This window comes from Peptococcaceae bacterium 1198_IL3148 (assembly GCA_036763105.1).
In the GTDB taxonomy this organism is placed as follows: Bacteria; Bacillota; Desulfotomaculia; order Desulfotomaculales; family Desulfohalotomaculaceae; genus JBAIYS01.
Map to the genome: position 1 here is coordinate 73,741 of JBAIYS010000008.1, position 18,864 is coordinate 92,604.

An 18,864-nucleotide genomic window follows, 5' to 3' on the forward strand; every position below is an offset into this window, starting at 1 on the left:
TACTTAAAAGGGTGATTAAAACTTAATCGGCCTAAAGCTAAAAATTTAAGATTAGGAGGTTACCCATGAGCAAAAAAGTACTAATTTTAACATTGTTGGTTTTTATGTTGATGATCAGTGGCTGTGGCGGAAGTGATACCGCCGCCACTAATGATGAAAACCAGGTGCCAACACTTAACGTTGGGTACATATTTACTAACCACCAAACCCCTTTGATGGTGGCAGCCAATAAAGGGGAAGCATTTAGTAGTAACGGTACATATTTAAAACCAATAGTTGAGAGAGAGAAATATGAGTTAATCGCTGATGGCGAGAAAGTGGCAAATATAAATCTAGTTGTTAACAAAAGTGGTTCAGAAACCACCACACTGTTTGCCCAAAAGCATCTAGATTTGGCCCTGGGCTCGATCACCGCTATGATCACTGGTGTTGATACTGATGTGCCCATTAAAGTAATTAGTCCACTGCAAACCGAAGGTATGGCTTTGATCTTCCCTCAAGACAGTGCGATTAATAATTGGGATGAATTTTTAACCTTGGTAAAAGAGAGCGATCAACCGGTAAAAATAGGTTACCACTCACCCACCAGTGCACCAAAATTTGTTTTAGAAGGTGCCCTTGATGCTGCCGGTTTAAAAATAACCGGTGATGCCACCGATATGTCTGCGGATATTTTGCTGGTTGACTTAAAAGAAACCTCTAACTTAATTCCCGCCCTGCAGAGTAAACAGGTTGATGGTTGGGTTGGACCATCCCCATTTCCAGAAGTGGCTGTAACCGAAGGTGTGGGTAAAGTAATTATTGAACTGCGCGACTTGCCACCGGAAGGTCATTGGCACGATTTCCCCTGTTGTGTATTGGCAGCCAGGGATGAAATTATTGCATCAAACCCAAAGGAAGTGCAAGCCTTTGCTAACTTAATTACCGAAGCCAGTAAATGGTGTAATGAAAACAAAGAAGAAGCAGCCATTATTACCGCTAACTGGATTGGTATTCCCGAAGAAGCAGCTAAAGCATCCACACTTAATTACACAACCGATCCTTCTGAAAACTGGCTGCGTGGAGCAGGTATCCACGTTGAAACATTGGGAGCTTTAGATAAGCTGAGTGGAAAACTTAATGGCAAAAACTTTGCAGATGTGGAATCTGAACTATTTGATTTCCAATTTGTTGATTAATTAGCATAACAGTTACTAAAGAGGTTCCTTACGACTGTGGTCCTGGGGAACCTCTATTACTGTATCCCTTTAAAAGGATGTGATTACTTGCAAAAGGAAACAACGACCGTTCCCCCGACCAGCCACTATGATTTTTCGATATTTAAAAGGGCCATTACTGGTTTTGGGTTAGCAATTATCGTACCCCTGCTTTTTATTGTTACTTGGAATATGATTGCCCAGAACTTAGAAAACCCAGTTATACTGCCGGAAGTGGGTGCAGTAGTAAATTTGCTACTGCACCCCACTGAAAGTTTAATTAGTATGGGTTCATTGCTGCAAAACATTTTTGTAAGTATCACCAGAGTGCTGGCTGGCTATTTGCTGGCAGTGATCATTGCCATTCCCCTAGGGGTGCTGATGGGTTACTACAGCCTGGTGTATAAACTGTTAAATAACTTTTTGGGCATGTTTCGACCGATTCCACCACTGGCCTGGGTGCCACTGGTTTTAGCCTGGTTTGGAGTATCCAGCATGGCCACTGTAACCGGAGTTGAATCTGGGACCTTATATGTATACCTAAATAACTTAAAGCTATCGATGATCTTTATTATTTTCATTGGGTCTTTTTACCCGGTGTTAACCAGTACAATCTACGGTGTGCGAAGTGTGAAAAAAACATTAATTGATTCTGCCCGCGTGCTGGGTGCCAGTGAATACGATATCTTTCGGAAAATATTGTTGCCCGCAGCAGCGCCTTCAATAGTAAACGGCATGAGAATAGGCCTGGGAGTTGCCTGGATGTGTTTAGTTTCGGCCGAGATGTTACCGGGTAGTTTATCCGGAATAGGGTATTTAATCACCCACGCCTACACCATTGCCAGGACAGATATTGTAATCGCCGGCATGATTTGTATTGGGGTTGTGGGTACTTTGCTAGACTTAGGCTTTGGCTACTTAGAAAATAAAAAGTTTGCTTGGCAGCGTCTGGCCAGATAAAGGGGTGAAAGCATGAAAAAAGCTATTATCGCAATTGAAAACTTAAACAAAACCTATGTTACCGATAGAGGAAATAATGTAGAAGCACTGCAAAACATTAGTCTAAACGTACAAAATAATGATTTTGTATGTATTGTTGGGCCATCGGGCTGTGGCAAATCGACGCTATTAAGAATAACAGCCGGTTTAGATACCGCCACATCGGGTTTTGTCTATTACCAGGGAGAACAGGTTAATAAACCAAATAAGGAAATTGGCATGGTATTTCAAGAATACTCTTTATTGCCCTGGCGATCTGTTTTAGACAATGTTGCTTTGGGCTTGGAATTTTCCGGCAAGTCAAATCAAGAATGTCAACAGTCAGCTAAAGAATACTTAAGCCTAGTGGGATTGAATGCCTTTGCCAATGCGTATCCCTACGAGCTTTCCGGTGGCATGCAACAACGGGTGGCCATAGCCCGGGCATTGGCTAACAATCCCCAGGTGCTACTAATGGATGAACCCTTTGGTGCCCTTGATGCCCATACCAGAATACTGATGCAAAGGGAACTGCTAACCATTTGGCAAAAGAACCGTAAAACAATTCTCTTTGTTACCCACAGTGTAGATGAAGCCATTTACTTAGCTGATTATATAGTTGTTATGTCTGCTCATCCAGGGAGAATAAAAGAAATAATTAAAGTTAATATGCCACGCCCTCGGGATCGAGCTAATCCTTACTACGGGCAACTGTCTGCAAAAATACTGGACATGTTGGAAAAAGAATCACAGTCAGCTAAAGCAATTGCCTGTAGTTAACACAGATGTTTAAAGGAAAAGGAGGTTGTGTGCGTGCGCCCAGAATCGATGTCAATTATTGGAGATATGCGGGATCAAAATATTTTAGCATTGGAACATGCTAAGAAAAACAACCATAAAATAGTGGGTATGTATTGCGCCTATTCACCCCAGGAGTTGATTATAGCTGCCGGTGCTGCCCCGGTTAGCCTGTGTGGCACTAAGCAAGAACCGATAGCCCAGGCAGAAAAACATTTACCCAGAAACCTCTGCCCATTGATTAAATCCAGTTTTGGGTTTGCTGTTTCCGATACCTGTCCCTATTTTAGACACTCTGACTTTTTAATCGCAGAAACAACCTGTGATGGCAAGAAAAAAATGTATGAGTTGTTAAGTCAATATAAACCAATGCATGTAATGCATTTGCCCCAGGGCACCAATAGATCTGGCGCTCTGCGCTGGTGGCTAGAAGAAATATATATCCTGAAAGAGCAGTTGGAAAAGAACTTAAATGCAACCATTACCGAGGATAAATTGCGCCAAGCGATTAAGCTAGTTAACCGCGAACGGGTGGCAATGAGAAAACTGCATGAAGTAAGTAAACTAAAGCCCTCACCTATATCGGGTATAGATATGCTCACTGCCATTTGGATGAAGGGTTTTAACGTTGATAAAGAGCAAGGCATAAAACTGATTAATGAATTAACTAGTGAAATAATGGAGCTGGTTGAAAAGGGTCAATCACCGTTTACACCAAATACACCAAGGCTTTTAATCACTGGCTGTCCAGTCGGCATTGGCTCGGAAAAAGTGGTGCGCATTGCTGAAGAAAGCAGCGCCAATGTAGTGGCCTTTGAGAACTGTACCGGTTACAAAACACTGTATTCGCTGGTAGATGAAGATGAAAACAGGAATCCCTACGAGGCAATAGCTGAACGGTATCTTAACATTCCCTGCTCCTGCATGTCACCCAATGCCGGTAGATATGAACTAATCAAAGAAATGGCAGCAGAATACCAGGTAGACGGTGTCATCGACCTGACCTGGCAAGCCTGCCACACCTACAACGCCGAGGGCAAACTGCTGCGGCACTATGTAGAAAATGAACTGGACTTGCCCTACTTGCATATAGAAACCGATTATTCCCAGGCAGATTTAGAAACGCTGCGGGTGCGGATAGAAGCATTTCTTGAGATGCTCTAGTGGTTGAAGAATGTCCCTCTGTTATACTAAACAATTGTCATATGAAAAACAGAATAATGTTGTAGGGGCGACCTAAGGTCGCCTTCTTTGGAAAACGTTTCCCCTTGTCATTATTTAACAGCCAATGATAACACTTTGTTATTTATAATATTACATGTGGTAATATATAATATAAATATGTCGAAAGGGGGCGCAGTTTTGGAAAGAATAGCTTTATCCACATCAGCTTTTTGTTTGTGGGATATTGGAGCGGTTGATAAGATAAATATTTGCCAAAGGTATAATTTATCAAGAATTGAGGTAGCGATAAGTACTTTTAAAATGTTAAAACAATTATTAGCTAACGAGCAAGCACTTAATATGCTTAAGTCCTTTGACAATGTAACTATCCACGCCCCATGGTGTGGAATAAAATATGGCAACAATAAAAAAAGTAGAGAAGCCATTGCTTTAATAAAGGAGTTAGACCGTTATCTCAATGTGGAGGCCTTTATATTTCATCAAGACACTATAAAAAACTTTAGTGAATTTAGTAAAAACAATTTTAACTATTATATTGAGAATTCCGCCATACCCGGTTCCTGGCCCGAATTTAACCAGTTAATGGAAGAATACAAATTCCCCTGTGTTTTAGACATTAACCGGGCCACAAGAAACGACAACTATCTGGAACCATTCCTAGACAAATATATGGAAAATATTACCGAGATACATGTGAGTGGCTTTGCAACGGAGTGCTATCGACTGCCTATAACCACCACCAATCAAAGTTCTTCATTAAATAGTATCACAAATTTAAGCGTACCAATTATAGTGGAAGGGTTATTTAAACCCTTGGATTACAAGGGCATAGCTGAGGAGATTAATGTGATAGCAGAAAAAATATCTTAAATAGACAATTTATAGTGCTGGAAGGCGGGGATAAAAATAAAACATGTCATTATTGGTACTGCCGGACACGTCGATCATGGAAAATCAAATCTTATTAAAGCGCTGACCGGCATTGAAACCGACAGACTGCGGGAAGAAAAGGAACGGGGCATATCGATTGAACTGGGGTTTGCTTACCTGACACTGCCTGGAGGCCGCCGGGCAGGCATAGTGGACGTGCCGGGGCACGAGCGTTTTATTAAAAATATGCTAGCGGGAGTCAGCGGTATTGACTTGGTACTGTTGGTGATAGCGGCAGACGAAGGTGTAATGCCCCAAACCCGGGAGCACTTTGATATTTTACAACTATTGCGGGTAAAAAAAGGCATTATAGTGCTGACAAAAGTAGATTTGGTAGACGAAGATTGGCTGGAACTAGTGAAGGAGGAAATTAAAGAATTTTTTTCGGGCACATCCTTTGAAAATGCCCCGATGATCCCTGTTTCCTCAGTGACAGGGGAAGGCTTACCAACGTTACTGGAAACTATAGACAGCATGGTGCAGAATGTTGAGGAACGGACAGATATTGGCAAAGTGCGGTTGCCGGTGGACAGAGTTTTTACCGTGCCTGGCTTCGGCACAGTGGTCACTGGCACCATGGCATCGGGCAGACTGAGTATTAGTGACGAGGTAGTGCTGATGCCAACCAATATTTGCAGCCGGGTGCGAGGCTTGCAGGTGCATGGGAATAAAGAGGAATTTGCTCAAGCGGGGCAGCGACTAGCGGTAAACCTGGCCGGTGTTGAAGTGGCAGAAATACAGCGCGGTAACGTGCTTTGTACCCAAGGCGCGTTAAAACCCTCCTACCGACTGGATGTAAAAATACATTTGTTGGCTAATACCGTAAAACCACTGCTACACCGGGCCAGGGTGAGACTGCACATTGGTACAGACGAAATAATTAGCCGCGTGATTATGTTTGATCGAGATCAACTGCGACCCGGCGAAGACGCATACGTACAACTCCAGCTAGAAGATACTGCTGTGGCCAGCAAGGGCGATCGATTTGTAATTAGGAGACTATCGCCGATGCAAACCATTGGCGGCGGCGTGGTCATTGACCCTTTGGCGCAAAAACATAAGCAATACAAAAAAGATGTTATTGAAATATTAAGAACTAAAGAAAAGGGTACTGCCGATGAACTGCTACAGCAATTTTTAGCAACACATCCTCTACCGGTAACTGAGGCTATAGCCGCTGAAGAAGCCAACGTGGCAGCAGCAGACTGGGACGATGCATTGCATAAACTACTAAAAGAAGACAAGGTTAAGCTGGTTTTAGCAGACAACGAAAATATGCTGATTTATAAAGAAAGATATCTTTGCTGGGTGGAGCAAATAACTGTTGCTCTTAAGGAATACCATGATAAATATGCATTGCGGGAGGGTTACCCTAAAGAAGAATTGCGATCTCGCATGTTTGATAAGCTTAACACCAAAGTTTTTCTGTACCTGTTACAACAAATGGACAACGATGGCTACATTAAAGTCAATCCGCAAACTCTCAGGCTACCAGAATTCAGCGGTTTGCCGACAGGCAAGGATGCCGAATTGATCACTACTATAGAACATATATTAAAGAAAAATATTTTTCAACCGCCCAACTGGAACGAGATAGTCAAACAATTAGTGCTAAAGCCAGATCAAGCTGCAGAGTATCAAGCATTCCTGCTGCGGACTGATAAGATAATAAAAGTGGAAGATAATATCTACTTTCATATTGATGGTATCAACAAGGCTAAAGATGTAATTGCCCAGTATATTAACGAGACAGGAAAGATTAACTTGGGGGAAACCAGAGACCTATTGAAAACCTCCAGAAAATACGCTCTACCGTTGTTGCTATACCTTGACCGAATCCGCTTTACTCGCCGCATAGGGGATGACCGTGTTCTGGGCGCTAAGGCGTAATGCTAACCAGATTACAAAAACCCCTATAGTAAACAGACTATAGGGGTTTATAATAGCTATATCGCCTTACTTGCTAAGATTTAATATAATGTCTGTGCCTTGCATTTCTACAACAACCTGCCAACCCATACTTTCCGCAGCACGGGTTACATTTTCTTTGGCTGTATTATTATCCACAAGTACTTGCACTTTACCTTCTGTGGTTTGACTTAATAATTGACGAGTTAATATTACCGGCTCAGGACAGGACAGACCCCGAGCGTCTACTGTCTTTAGCATCCACATTACCTCCTAATGCTTTACTTCCTTGCAATCCAATTATTGCAATTGCCAGCACCACTAATAAGCCGATAATTACAGCTATCTGACCTGAACCAGGAACCCCTGATCCACTGGCAGCTAAACCAAAATTATGAGCAAAGGCGGCACCGGCTATAAAACCTAAAACGGTAATAACAGAATCGGTGTTACCTTCACTGGCAGAAATAATTTGACGCAGTGGGCAACCTCCCAGCAGAATAGCTGCAAAACCTGCTAGCGTCATGCCTAAGAAATTCCACAATCCATCATTATGAGCTATGGGCTGTTGTTCAAAACCTAGGGTGAAATTGCCCATTATTAAATTTCCAATGGTGGCAACCACTAACATCACCACAAAACCTGACAATAGGTGGGTGTCCCGGAAGAAAATCAAATCACGAATGCCGCCAACCATGCATAAGCGGGAACGCTGGGCTAAAACCCCAACCAGTAAACCTGCCGCTAAAGATATTATTATTGGTGCGTGCATAGAAGCGGGACCTTCTTGACTGAAAAATATAAAGGCTGGTTTTATCAATAAAAAACCCAATAAAATAATAGCTATAATCGGGAATATGTAACCTGCACCTTTATTTTGTGGTATAGCCCTGCCCAAAGAATAGCCCTGCTTTAAGAACATTGTGCCAATGACTATCCCCACTATTAAGCCTGCAAAACCAACCAAGGCATTTAAATCTCCGCCCGCTAACCTGTATACCATGCGCAAGGGGCACCCTAAAAACACTAACATGCCAATTATACCAAAAAAGGCTAGTGTAAAGCGGGCTAGCGTATTTGAGCCTCCCACAACTCTAAAGTCTCGACTGACAAGGGCAGAAGCAAAGGCGCCCAGTACTAAGCCAATGATCTCGGGCCGTAGATATTGAACTGGTGCTGCCCGGTGTAGTCCCAGAGCCCCCGAAATATCCCGCAAAAAGCAGGCAATGCAGTAGCCCATGTTAGCTGGGTTTCCTAGGGCGACCAGCATTACGCCTAAAAGCCCAACAACCCCCCCAGCAGCTACAATAAGTATTTTGTTTCTCATTAGAAACCTCCTTTGGAAAATATTTCTTATAATCCATTAGACATTTATACTTAACCTCCTGTTATATTATGTATAAAATATTGTAATATGTAAGGCCGGTTAATACTATGTATGCCAATTGGTAATATCAATGGTTTGCCAATTGCTATAGGGAAACCCACCGCAATAATAAAGGTGACAAGACAGATATTTTTGATTTGGTTTAGCATTTTTCTGCTCAATAAGTAAAACTGTTCGGCATTAGTTTCGTTTAACCGTTCAGGGTAATTATGCACCTCAGGATATTTTTTAAATAGTTGCATGAAAATGATTATAGAGTGTTATTTATAGCATCCGTTAGTTTTTAAGGTTTTTTCTCTTCAAATTTTAATTAAAATTGTGTATAATCTATGATAATTGCATATGTAAAATGTTTTCTAGGGTTCCGCAACAAATTGTTGGTCTGGTCCGAGAGAAAACTCACAGCTTTGCTGTGACACGGAGGGATAAAAGCCTGGGAGATAACCGATAAACTGTTCTCTTAGGCTTTTTTGTTTTGGAGTAAAATATATTGGGGGTGTCATTTAGATGAGTAGAAACTGGCTTAAAGTATTTGTCGCAGCCTTTTTAGAAGTTTTTTGGGTGATTGGATTGACTCACTCCTATGATTTTTGGACATGGTCCGGGACTATTATCGCTATTATAGGCAGTAATTATTTAATGATTACCGCAGCACAAGTACTTCCAGCGGGAACGGTCTATGCCATTTTTGTGGGCTTAGGAACTGTAGGTACTGTCATTGCAGAAATTCTTTTCTTTGGCGAACCATTCAAATTGGCAAAAATTCTTTTAATAACAATACTATTGGCCGGTGTCATTGGTTTGAAACTAGTCACAGACGATGCGGTCGAGAGAGGAGCTGAGTCTTGATGGCTTGGTTTGCTTTAATTTTAGCAGGTTTATTGGAGACCTTTGGTGTTGCAATGATTAATCAATTGTCTGTAAAGCGAAATTGGCAAACTGTCATGTTATTGATTTTGGGGTTTTGCGCAAGCCTTGCATTACTCAGTTATTCATTGCAATTTATTCCTATGGGAACCGGTTATGCTATTTGGACAGGAATTGGTGTCGTTGGAGGCACCTTAGTAGGGATGCTATTTTTTAGAGAATCAAAGGATTGGAAAAGGATCGTCTTCATAGCTATGATTCTAGGTGCTGCGGTTGGACTAAAACTTGTTTCATAATTTAAGCAATGTACTGCGCCAACAAACCGCACCATACAATTATTTAAAAGAATATAACTGCACCCTGAAGCACAGATTAGAGCTCTAAGTCGGAACGAACATAAGTGAACGCTAGAAGTGACATGCAACTACAATGAAGGACACACATTGTACAGCCAACCCCAGATAGTGCTAACATTAGGGCTGTACTATGTGTGGTTACCGTTTACTGCATCTAAGGCAACAGCCTTTTTAACCTTAAGCGGCAACTGCCGCTCACCCACCAAGAACGCAACCGCTTACAAAACATTAAAGAAATTACGTTACCCATTTTAAAAAATTATGGAATCGCTAAGGCATATATTTTTGGTTCGGATTACCGCAAGATTTAAGCAGAAGCCAGCATGACCATTTAAGAGAGCAGTTGGAGAAAATTCTTAACCTAGTAAAACAGTAGGACACTACAGTCATCAGTAACGCTATGGAAAGGTCACTGGCCTCTGGCACCTTTGGATATGGCATCCTAAAGAGGATAATCGACAAACAAATCAAAGCACCCCATAGCTTATCTAATCCCCAAACACGTTAGTCATTAGGCTATTGACTACCCTTTTAGATTAATCCAAGTTGAGTAAACTTTTTCTTCGTTCTTTTAACTATTTCTTCAAAAGTTAGTTTAGTTGGTCGCCTTATTGCATTAATTTCATCAAATATTAGTTTTCCTTCTTCTAGGTTTAAAATGTTAACAATACAACAGAGGCTAATTATTTCAAATAGACTTATACAGTTAATATCCGTAAATTCTTCTATGTATTTTTTAGCTTCTTTATCATCACTAACCAACCAATTAATATTCTTTTCGTTAGCAAGAGCAGCTGCTTTTAATTCACCAGGCCCAAGAAAGCAATCGTAAGATTCGCAAAATATTTTAATACTATTTAACTCATCAATTGTTAGATCTGAAGCAGTATCTATATTAATAACTTGAAGCCACCGTTCAAGCTGTGCATCTCTCAATGACATTCCTTTTCCCCGGGTAGCAATTTTCTTTTGGGCTTCCCTTAGAACCTTATCTGGGATAAGCACCTTATCAAACACTTTCCCCATTAATTCTAAATGCCCGGTTAAACTTAAGTTAACCAAGACGTCTGCATCACTAACACATATTTCAATCATCGTAGTAGTCATGAGGCTCCAAACCATAATCACTTGGAGTTTTGCCCCAAAGTTCCAGAAGGCTTTCGAGCTTTCCATAGGTGATTATGCCATTTTCAAAATTGCTTGTTACTGCTTCTAAAAAAATATGAGGAAAGTAAGGGGAAGTTGGTTCATTCAGTTCAGATGTATATCCTAGCCTTTTAGTTTGAAATTTTAATTCCTCGGTATTTTCGATATTGCCGAGTTTTTTGAGTTTGCCATATATAGAACCATTTTTTAGTATGCCTGCTTTAAACAAGGAATAAGCCATAGCAGCATAGCTAACCTTAAAGAATTGTTGCATTTTAATAATATGCTTCTCAGTTATAATTGTAGGATGACCAAAAAACTTTCTGAATGAATCTTCTAAACCTTCAATAGGCATTAAAAACTCACCTGCAAAAGCATCAGCAATAATTTCTATTTCATCATCGTTATTTTTACTGTTTCCTGGGTCGCAATAAATGCCTTTCAGACTATTTCTATCATAGAGAAAGTGGCAAAACTCATGTGCAGCCGAAAAATATTGTCTGCCTAATGGTTCATCTGAATTAATAAATATAACTGGATGACCTTTGATTTCAGCAAAAAAGGCATGAAGCCTAGGATCTGAAGCTTTATGCCTTAGTAGTAAAATCTTATGCTGCTCAATTATACTAAATATGTCTGATATTGGGCCTTTTCCTAATCCTAGGGCACCTCTTGTTTCTCTTGCCCTTTGAATACCAATTGATTCCAATTCCTTGCGTTTACTACTCTTTAGCCTAGGCATTATTATTACTCCTTAAACTTATTTGTGTTATCATGGTTTTAAAGATATATTCTATGCTATTTACTGCTTGTAAGAAACTTGCATCATCATGGCCCTGGCGAAACTTAGCAACCAAAGTTTCTTCTTCTACCGGCCTTGTTAATTCATCTACAGATACAGCTAATAAGTCTGCAATTTTTCTTAGTTCGATGCTATTAATGGCTTTGTTGCCATTTTCTATCTTTGTTACGACTGGGCGGGATACTCCCAATTCCTTAGCTAAGTGTGCTTGGTCATAACCTTTTGATGTCCTTAAAGCTCTTATTCGTTCACCGATCTCCATGAACGTAGGCATCCTAGCCATAATCTAATCCCCCCTTTATTAGTTTATTCTATACGTAACATATTCAACATTATATTTAAAAAAGCCTTTATTTAGGTTCTATTTTGTTACCTTATATTATATGGTTAATTTGCAATTTTGTATACCTAATTTTAGTTTATTATTGTCAAGCTCATTGTTTTTATTTTTAAATTTCCTAAATCTAATACTAGCACGCTCCAGCATTGTGATTAGCTTAATATTTATCCGCACCATGCCACAACAGCGGCAGGCAAATTTCTGCTCGCTAAAATGATCACTCAGGCGCCGCCCCTTTTAATGTCCAGTATTTGCTGCATCTGCTCCATGTCTATGTCGGATTGCTTGGCCACTACCATGGTCAGTAAAGTGATGGACTTCTGCAAATCTTTAATTACTGGTTCCAACCGTACTAAAAGATAACCCGCCATCACCATCGGGAAGCCGTAGTTTGCCGACAAAGTGTGTTGCTGCAATCCGCCCAATACCTGGGATACATCGTACATGTCCTGCTCGGTGGCGTCCGCCTTAATGTTCCTGTAGGTAATCTTACCTAAGATGAAGTCCCCTAAGGCATTTACCCCCTTTTTCACTTGCAACTGCAGCGCCGAGGTTACCAGATTTTTGGTAATCCCCATCCTACCATTCTCCCTTTTAGTTTATTTGTCTGTGGCAGGGAGGCTGGACCCTGCCACAAACAGAAATGGCCAAGAAACATCTAATATTTCCCAGCCAATTCAAACATACCATAGGTGGTATAACGTTTCAAGGGTTAGTTTTAATAAATTACCTAATAATGAGTTTGTCCCCCAATATCCCCTGCTCTTAGATGTTCATAGGTTTCTACCAACATTAAGTCCATTAGTGTTTCTCTAAATTTCTCATCATCCAAAATCCGCACAAAGAACTTTTGGTTTTGGCTCATTCTGTCCACTGTTTTATCCATGAACTTTTTATAATAGCTATATTTAAAGTTATCTAACGTGTTGGTTTTAGCCTTTCTCGCCAGTTCCTCATCCTGGAAGAAGTCTTCTTTTAGTTGTTCAACAGACAGTTGGTCTGCAGGAGAAAAGTCTGTGCCAAACCGATCGTTTAACTTTTCAATAATGCTAGACAGTGGTGCCTTTTCCAGGTCTTTGGCGGTTCCTCCACCATCTCCCGGTTTTTTTAGTTCTGTAGCATCTTCCTTGACCAATGAAATACTGCCGTCAAAGGTTTTTTGGTTGCGATAGTATTCCAGTGCCACATCATCTGCCAGGTTTACTGTCTCGCTGATACTCCTAGGCAGTTTCTTCAGCAGGAAGGTCAGATAGATGTAGAGTTTATGCAAATCCACATCTGCAAAGGGGCCAATTTGCAGGATGAATGAATACAGCCGCACATATTTAGCACCGGCACTTTTAAATTCATCCTGTTCAATGTTGGGGCATAGTTCAACTAATATTACAAATGACATATATTCCCACGTTTCAGTTTCCATGCAGGATGAAGCCGCCAGCATAGTCGGCGGCGCTCTCAAAAGAGCCAGATTGCCCGTAGATTGCCCGCGATAAGAAAATTTGGTTCCGAGAAAACCCCGGAACCCTTGGCATGTATGGAGCCAGAGAACGGATTTGAACCGTCGGCCTACGCATTACGAGTGCGTTGCTCTACCACTGAGCTACTCTGGCAGCTTAGCACAATATATTTTATGATTTTTTAGTTTTGCTGTCAAGAGCAACTGACTATATATCTCATCCCAGTTGCCACAGCGTTTGCCAGGCCAGGGCCAATGTAAATTGTGGGGAGCGTTAAATAATATCACTTCAATCCCCGCTGCTGCCAACTGGACTGCGTTGTGGTAGTTATCTTCCACCATCACGTCCACCACCAGTTCTTTGCAAATATCTACCTTGTCGTGGCTGTTTAACAAGTGCAGACCGTGATAGGGAAACTGGTGTTTCTCTAACCACCGCCGGGTACAAAACTCATGCATTTGGTTGCGGGCGGTGATGATATGCAGTTGATGTTCATTAACCAGTTGTTTGAAATACCGGGCAGCGCCTGCAATCTCAGGCGATTTTTCAATAATGTTTGCTTCTCGCTGCTGCATCAACTGCGTAAACTGTTCCCGCGTCAGATCATAAACCTTGGTCACATCATAGTCCTTAATGTCATTTATATTAATAACCTGCCCGGTGAAATTATTTAACTCCTCAATTAATAAGGGCAGGTTGTCGCATATTGTGCCATCTAAATCACAGCCAATAATCATTTTAATCCCTCTCAATAGCTAAAAACTTTCGTTTCCAATCACTGTTTTCGATGCCGCCAAAGCCACCCAGCGAACCATCACTTCTGATTACTCGGTGACAAGGTAATACCAACAGCACGCGGTTGTTACGCAATGCGCCGCCAACGGCCCGGCTGGCAGTTGGTTTACCAATCATTGCCGCCACTTGCTGATAGGAGCGGGTTTCACCATAGGGTATGGTGCTGATACTTTCCAACACCTGACGTTGAAAGGGGGTACACCAACTCAAGTCTACTGGAAAGTTCAACTGGCACCGCTGACCACCGAAATATTTGCTCAGCTCTCGCCGTAAGCATAAAACCTGTTCGGTATCAGCGTCCCCTGCGATCAGTTGAGTTGGGTCCACATAGTCATGCAATTGTTCCAAAGCGGCTTCTGGTGACGGGTAAGGCAATGTTAAAACCGCTAGCCGATTGTTAGACCAGGCCACAGCAATCCAACCAACATCTTTAATCTGTATAATATTATATTTCATGTTAACTCACCGGAGGCCTTTCTAAATTGTTTTGATCTACCATGTTTTGTTCGGTCGTTGGCTGTTCCACCACTGAGGTAATGAAGATATACAAACCGGTAATAATAATTAAACCACCGACAACTTGCAACATGGTGGGGATTTCTTTAAATATAAAGCAGGCGAGAATGGTGGCCCCCACCGATTCGCCTAAAATGCTTACCGAAACCACCGCCGCCTTTACATAGCGTAACGCCCAGTTGAACACAGTGTGACCAAATATTGTTGGTACAATGGCTAACAATATAAACCACAACCAAGTTAATTTAGGGTAGGGGTATAGCGGCAGGTTAAAAAACAGGCTACAGAGTAGCAAGGTAACGGCAGAGGCACTATATACCATAATTACATAGGGAAACAACGACAAATGATTGCGTAAGCTACGACCAATGAGCATGTATCCAGCAATAAAAATAGCGCCGGAAAAGGCTAGCAGGTCACCAAACAGTGCTTGGCCGCCCACTTGAAAATCGTTAATGCCAATGATGATACTGCCGCAAAGGGCCATAGCCGCACCCACCATCCCTTTGGATGAAAACTTTTCTCGGTATAGAAAATATCCCCCGGTGATGACAAACAGCGGTTGCATGGTCACCAGTACGGTGGAACTGGCTACGGTGGTGTAGTTTAATGAGGTAATCCAAACAGCAAAGTGCATAGCCAAAAGTATTCCTGACAGAGCTGCTAACATTAGGTCCCTTTTCGATACCCGACGCAATTCTTGGCCACCGGATATAAAGGTAATGGGCGCCAATAACAGCACCGTAAAGCCCAATCGATAAAAGGCAATAATTAACGGCGGTGCTTCCGCTAATTTGGTAAAAATAGATGAAAAAGCAGCCGCCAAAACCCCCAATACCACTGCTAGGTAGGGATTGATGATTGGTTTATCCATGGATTTTTGCCACCTTAGTTGATTAAATAGCTGAATTAACTAATTCGCTGTTGAGGAGGTAATTCCTTTTGGGAAAGAGTAGGTTTTGTAGATTGAACAGAGCAACGGTTCTTAGGTGGAGCCAGACACCATGCAAATGTAGGGGGGCGATTTATCGATCCCATTAACGCAACCTATATGTATTGAGAAAAGTTGTGCTCTATACACATAGATTGCTTAGTGGGCTCAATGAATTGAGCCCCTACAAAAATCACATTGCCTAAAACCATACAAATTGTAAATCACTAGCCATTCAAAATTCAACATTCTTAATTCATAATTGCTTTTACCCTACTGATTGGCTTTAAAACTCTCTTGTGGTTCTGCTTCTTTAAACAGTTCTGTTGACAGGTAGCGCTCGCCGGTGTCCGGCAGTAGTACCACCACCAGCTTGCCTTGGTTTTCTGGGCGTTTAGCCACCTCAGCGGCAGCGTAGGCGGCGGCACCGGAGGATATTCCCACTAATAAGCCCTCATCCTTTGACAGATTGCGGGCAGTTTCAATTGCCTGTTGACCAGGGACCTGGAATACTTCATCTATTAATTCCATGTTGATCACCTTGGGCACAAAGCCAGCACCAATGCCTTGAATTTTGTGAGAGCCGGATTTACCACCTGATAGTACAGGGGACTCCGCTGGTTCCACAGCAATAATCTGCACATCGGGCTTTTTTTGTTTTAACACTGTAGCTACTCCGGTAATGGTGCCACCGGTGCCTACTCCGGCCACAAATATATCTACTTTACCATCGGTATCCCGCCAAATCTCTTCGGCGGTGGCGGCTACGTGAGCTACTGGGTTGGCGGGGTTTTCAAACTGTTGGGGGATAAAGGCTTTGGGGTATTGCTTGGTCAATTCATTGGCCTTTTCGATGGCCCCTTTCATCCCGGTGGCCCCCGGAGTAAGTACAATCTCGGCTCCATAGGCCTTTAGCAGGCTACGGCGTTCTACGCTCATGGTCTCCGGCATAGTCAAAATTAAACGGTAACCTTTAATGCTACATGTCAGGGCTAGACCAATGCCGGTATTACCACTGGTGGGCTCAATAATTACCGTTTGCTGATCCACTAAACCCTGCTGCTCTGCCTTTTCGATCATTGAAACAGCGATCCGGTCTTTGACACTGCCACCGGGGTTAAAGTATTCCACTTTAGCCACCACCTGAGCTGCTGCTTTGGCGGACGCTTTGTTTAAACGCACCAGTGGGGTATTACCAATCAGTTCTAACAAATTGTTTCTGATATTCATACAGGGCACCAACTTTCCTACAAAATAAATGTATTGTACCTAGTATAACAAAAAACCTTGCGGGTATTCCGCAAGGTTTTTGTTTTTTACATCATAGGAGGCATTCCGCCGCCCATGCCAGCTGCATCGCCCTTTTCTTCAGGTAGATCTGATACCAAAGTTTCGGTGGTCAGAATCATAGCTGCGATACTGGCAGCGTTTTGCAGAGCAGAACGAGTTACTTTAGCTGGGTCTACAATGCCGCTTTCGATCATGCTTACAAATTCACCAGTCAACGCATTGTAGCCAACGCCAACTTCTAAACCGCGAACCTTTTCTACAATAACAGACCCTTCTACACCAGCATTGTTAGCGATTAAACGCAGAGGCTCTTCCAGCGCCCGCTTAACGATGTTAATACCGGTTTGTTCATCGGCAATATCAGAGCTTACTTTTTCCAGTGCAGGAATTAAGTCTACCAAGCAAGCGCCACCACCGGATACAATGCCTTCTTCAACTGCAGCCCGGGTAGCGTTCAAAGCATCCTCAATCCGTAGCTTTCTGTCTTTCATTTCTACTTCAGTGGCAGCACCAACGTTGATCACTGCTACACCGCCGGCCAGTTTAGCCAAGCGCTCTTGTAGTTTTTCTTTATCAAATTCGCTGGTGGTATCTTCAATTTGTTTTCTAATTTGAGCAACGCGGGCAGTGATCTTTTCTTGCTCGCCTGCACCACCAACGATAATGGTTTCTTCTTTCTTAACCCGTACTTGACGAGCAGTACCCAGCATTTCAATAGTGGCTTTATCCAGTTTCAAACCGATGTCTTCGGTAATTACAGTACCACCAGTTAAAATAGCGATGTCTTCCAGCATAGCTTTACGACGATCACCAAAACCAGGAGCTTTAACAGCCACAACGTTTAAGGTACCACGCAGTTTGTTCAGCACTAGAGTAGCCAGTGCTTCGCCTTCCAGGTCTTCACAAATAATCATTAGGGGCTTGCCTGTTTGTACTACTTTTTCTAACACAGGCAAGAAGTCAGCCACCGCACTGATTTTTTTGTCAGTGATCAATATGTAAGGATCACTCAAGGTAGCTTCCAGTTTGTCAGTGTCGGTAACCATGTAAGGAGAAATGTAGCCGCGGTCAAAATTCATACCTTCAACTACTTCCAATGAGGTACCGATACCTTGGGACTCTTCAACGGTAATGACACCGTCTTTACCTACCTTTTCCATAGCATCTGCAATTAACTCACCAATTTTAGCTTCGTTGGCAGAGATAGATGCCACTTGAGCGATGGATTCTTTACTTTCTATGGTTTTAGCTTGATTTTTAATTTCCTCAACGGCCTTTTCCACAGCCAGTTCAATACCACGCTTAACCAGCATTGGGTTAGCACCAGCAGCTACGTTCTTTAAACCTTCCCGTACCATAGCTTGGGCGAGTACTGTGGCAGTGGTGGTACCATCACCAGCTACGTCGTTGGTCTTGGTAGCAACTTCTTTCACCAGTTGTGCACCCATGTTTTCAAAGTTGTTAGGCAGTTCAACTTCTCTTGCAATGGTGACACCATCGTTAGTGATTAGTGGTGAACCAAACTTTTTATCCAATACAACGTTACGACCTTTAGGGCCAAGGGTTACTTTTACAGCATCAGCCAGCGCGTTTACGCCTCTTTCCAGCGCTTTGCGAGCATCTTCGCCAAAAATAATTTCTTTAGCCAAAATGACAACCTCCTTATTAGTCTACTATTGCTAAAATATCCAGATCGCGTAAGATGAGATATTCTTCTCCATCAACCTTAACTTCGTTGCCAGCGTACTTAGAATATAGTACTTTGTCACCAACTTTAACATCCATTGGTTGACGTTGGCCGTTTTCCAACACCCGGCCTGGTCCCACCGCAATTACTTCAGCTTGTTGCGGCTTTTCTTTTGCAGTATCCGGTAATACGATACCGCTTTTGGTTACTTCTTCGCTGGGCAGCGCTTTAACCACTACCCGGTCTGCTAATGGTTTAATAGCCACAAATACCCCTCCTTGAATTGAGAAATATA

The 18,864-nt window shown here is 42.2% G+C and carries 21 protein-coding genes, 1 tRNA gene and 1 riboswitch; of the genes, 8 read left to right on the top strand and 14 right to left on the bottom strand.

Annotation, left to right across the window (positions count from 1 at the left end; genetic code table 11):
- Positions 1-65 precede the first annotated feature (65 nt).
- The 6 genes from V6C27_09130 (at position 66) to selB (ending at position 6,977) form a co-directional block, all read left to right on the top strand.
- Entirely contained in the window at positions 66-1,178 is a 1,113-nt protein-coding gene (locus tag V6C27_09130) for an ABC transporter substrate-binding protein (protein MEG6616575.1), read from the top strand.
- A gap of 87 nt (positions 1,179-1,265) precedes the next feature.
- Complete coding sequence (locus tag V6C27_09135) at positions 1,266-2,156, top strand: ABC transporter permease (GenBank protein MEG6616576.1); 891 nt, start codon at positions 1,266-1,268, stop codon at positions 2,154-2,156.
- Between the two features lie 12 nt (positions 2,157-2,168).
- A complete protein-coding gene (locus tag V6C27_09140; protein MEG6616577.1) occupies positions 2,169-2,954 on the top strand; it encodes an ABC transporter ATP-binding protein in 786 nt (261 codons plus the stop codon).
- Positions 2,955-2,987: 33 nt separating this feature from the next.
- On the top strand, positions 2,988-4,136 hold the full coding sequence (locus tag V6C27_09145; GenBank protein ID MEG6616578.1) for a double-cubane-cluster-containing anaerobic reductase: 1,149 nt from the start codon (positions 2,988-2,990) through the stop codon (positions 4,134-4,136).
- Positions 4,137-4,334: 198 nt separating this feature from the next.
- The gene (locus V6C27_09150; protein MEG6616579.1) at positions 4,335-5,027 is read left to right on the top strand and encodes a hypothetical protein; all 693 of its coding nucleotides are present in this window, start codon (positions 4,335-4,337) and stop codon (positions 5,025-5,027) included.
- Positions 5,028-5,078: 51 nt separating this feature from the next.
- Positions 5,079-6,977, top strand: coding sequence for a selenocysteine-specific translation elongation factor (selB, locus tag V6C27_09155; GenBank protein MEG6616580.1), 1,899 nt, complete (start codon positions 5,079-5,081; stop codon positions 6,975-6,977).
- Between the two features lie 66 nt (positions 6,978-7,043).
- Here the strand turns inward: selB and V6C27_09160 are convergent, their stop codons facing one another.
- Positions 7,044-7,256 (bottom strand): sulfurtransferase TusA family protein, encoded by a 213-nt coding sequence (locus tag V6C27_09160; GenBank protein ID MEG6616581.1) that lies wholly within the window; start codon positions 7,254-7,256, stop codon positions 7,044-7,046.
- Positions 7,216-8,322, bottom strand: a complete 1,107-nt coding sequence (gene yedE, locus V6C27_09165; protein MEG6616582.1) for a YedE family putative selenium transporter — start codon at positions 8,320-8,322, stop codon at positions 7,216-7,218. The genes V6C27_09160 and yedE overlap by 41 nt, the downstream gene beginning before the upstream one ends.
- A gap of 405 nt (positions 8,323-8,727) precedes the next feature.
- Positions 8,728-8,824, top strand: a riboswitch (guanidine-I (ykkC/yxkD leader).
- Positions 8,825-8,889: 65 nt separating this feature from the next.
- On the opposite strand from yedE, the gene V6C27_09170 reads away from it, so the two are divergent.
- Together V6C27_09170 and V6C27_09175 are read left to right on the top strand one after the other, a co-directional pair.
- Positions 8,890-9,231, top strand: coding sequence for a multidrug efflux SMR transporter (locus V6C27_09170; GenBank protein MEG6616583.1), 342 nt, complete (start codon positions 8,890-8,892; stop codon positions 9,229-9,231).
- Positions 9,231-9,545, top strand: a complete 315-nt coding sequence (locus V6C27_09175; GenBank protein ID MEG6616584.1) for a multidrug efflux SMR transporter — start codon at positions 9,231-9,233, stop codon at positions 9,543-9,545. The genes V6C27_09170 and V6C27_09175 overlap by 1 nt, the downstream gene beginning before the upstream one ends.
- Before the next feature lie 591 nt (positions 9,546-10,136).
- Here V6C27_09175 and V6C27_09180 read toward each other — a convergent pair.
- The 12 genes from V6C27_09180 to groES form a co-directional block, all read right to left on the bottom strand.
- Complete coding sequence (locus V6C27_09180) at positions 10,137-10,712, bottom strand: hypothetical protein (GenBank protein ID MEG6616585.1); 576 nt, start codon at positions 10,710-10,712, stop codon at positions 10,137-10,139.
- Positions 10,693-11,493, bottom strand: coding sequence for an ImmA/IrrE family metallo-endopeptidase (locus V6C27_09185; protein MEG6616586.1), 801 nt, complete (start codon positions 11,491-11,493; stop codon positions 10,693-10,695). The genes V6C27_09180 and V6C27_09185 overlap by 20 nt, the downstream gene beginning before the upstream one ends.
- On the bottom strand, positions 11,486-11,836 hold the full coding sequence (locus tag V6C27_09190) for a helix-turn-helix transcriptional regulator (GenBank protein ID MEG6616587.1): 351 nt from the start codon (positions 11,834-11,836) through the stop codon (positions 11,486-11,488). Before V6C27_09190 ends, V6C27_09185 begins: the two co-directional genes overlap by 8 nt.
- Before the next feature lie 278 nt (positions 11,837-12,114).
- On the bottom strand, positions 12,115-12,471 hold the full coding sequence (locus V6C27_09195; GenBank protein ID MEG6616588.1) for a YvrJ family protein: 357 nt from the start codon (positions 12,469-12,471) through the stop codon (positions 12,115-12,117).
- 152 nt (positions 12,472-12,623) lie between these two features.
- Entirely contained in the window at positions 12,624-13,352 is a 729-nt protein-coding gene (locus V6C27_09200; GenBank protein ID MEG6616589.1) for a hypothetical protein, read from the bottom strand.
- Positions 13,353-13,428: 76 nt separating this feature from the next.
- Positions 13,429-13,503: transfer RNA gene (locus tag V6C27_09205), tRNA-Thr, on the bottom strand.
- Positions 13,494-14,087: a hypothetical protein gene (locus tag V6C27_09210; protein MEG6616590.1), complete on the bottom strand. Its 594-nt coding sequence runs from the start codon at positions 14,085-14,087 to the stop codon at positions 13,494-13,496. The genes V6C27_09205 and V6C27_09210 overlap by 10 nt, the downstream gene beginning before the upstream one ends.
- 1 nt (position 14,088) lies before the next feature.
- Positions 14,089-14,601, bottom strand: a complete 513-nt coding sequence (locus V6C27_09215; protein ID MEG6616591.1) for a methylated-DNA--[protein]-cysteine S-methyltransferase — start codon at positions 14,599-14,601, stop codon at positions 14,089-14,091.
- A gap of 1 nt (position 14,602) precedes the next feature.
- The gene (locus tag V6C27_09220) at positions 14,603-15,535 is read right to left on the bottom strand and encodes a DMT family transporter (GenBank protein MEG6616592.1); all 933 of its coding nucleotides are present in this window, start codon (positions 15,533-15,535) and stop codon (positions 14,603-14,605) included.
- A gap of 330 nt (positions 15,536-15,865) precedes the next feature.
- A complete protein-coding gene (cysK, locus tag V6C27_09225) occupies positions 15,866-16,822 on the bottom strand; it encodes a cysteine synthase A (GenBank protein ID MEG6616593.1) in 957 nt (318 codons plus the stop codon).
- An 86-nt stretch (positions 16,823-16,908) separates the two neighbouring features.
- On the bottom strand, positions 16,909-18,534 hold the full coding sequence (gene groL, locus V6C27_09230; GenBank protein ID MEG6616594.1) for a chaperonin GroEL: 1,626 nt from the start codon (positions 18,532-18,534) through the stop codon (positions 16,909-16,911).
- Between the two features lie 13 nt (positions 18,535-18,547).
- Positions 18,548-18,835, bottom strand: a complete 288-nt coding sequence (gene groES / locus V6C27_09235) for a co-chaperone GroES (protein ID MEG6616595.1) — start codon at positions 18,833-18,835, stop codon at positions 18,548-18,550.
- Positions 18,836-18,864 lie beyond the last annotated feature (29 nt).

Bases quoted from the DNA above. Each gene is read 5' to 3' on its own strand.
- V6C27_09210 (MEG6616590.1), bottom strand. From the start codon at position 14,087: ATGATTATTGGCTGTGATTTAGATGGCACAATATGCGACAACCTGCCC.
- V6C27_09175 (MEG6616584.1), top strand. From the start codon at position 9,231: ATGGCTTGGTTTGCTTTAATTTTAGCAGGTTTATTGGAGACCTTTGGT.
- V6C27_09170 (MEG6616583.1), top strand. From the start codon at position 8,890: ATGAGTAGAAACTGGCTTAAAGTATTTGTCGCAGCCTTTTTAGAAGTT.
- V6C27_09215 (MEG6616591.1), bottom strand. From the start codon at position 14,601: ATGAAATATAATATTATACAGATTAAAGATGTTGGTTGGATTGCTGTG.
- V6C27_09130 (MEG6616575.1), top strand. From the start codon at position 66: ATGAGCAAAAAAGTACTAATTTTAACATTGTTGGTTTTTATGTTGATG.
- yedE (MEG6616582.1), bottom strand. From the start codon at position 8,322: ATGAGAAACAAAATACTTATTGTAGCTGCTGGGGGGGTTGTTGGGCTT.
- cysK (MEG6616593.1), bottom strand. From the start codon at position 16,822: ATGAATATCAGAAACAATTTGTTAGAACTGATTGGTAATACCCCACTG.
- V6C27_09160 (MEG6616581.1), bottom strand. From the start codon at position 7,256: ATGCTAAAGACAGTAGACGCTCGGGGTCTGTCCTGTCCTGAGCCGGTA.
- V6C27_09140 (MEG6616577.1), top strand. From the start codon at position 2,169: ATGAAAAAAGCTATTATCGCAATTGAAAACTTAAACAAAACCTATGTT.
- V6C27_09195 (MEG6616588.1), bottom strand. From the start codon at position 12,471: ATGGGGATTACCAAAAATCTGGTAACCTCGGCGCTGCAGTTGCAAGTG.
- V6C27_09185 (MEG6616586.1), bottom strand. From the start codon at position 11,493: ATGCCTAGGCTAAAGAGTAGTAAACGCAAGGAATTGGAATCAATTGGT.
- V6C27_09190 (MEG6616587.1), bottom strand. From the start codon at position 11,836: ATGGCTAGGATGCCTACGTTCATGGAGATCGGTGAACGAATAAGAGCT.
- V6C27_09220 (MEG6616592.1), bottom strand. From the start codon at position 15,535: ATGGATAAACCAATCATCAATCCCTACCTAGCAGTGGTATTGGGGGTT.
- V6C27_09180 (MEG6616585.1), bottom strand. From the start codon at position 10,712: ATGACTACTACGATGATTGAAATATGTGTTAGTGATGCAGACGTCTTG.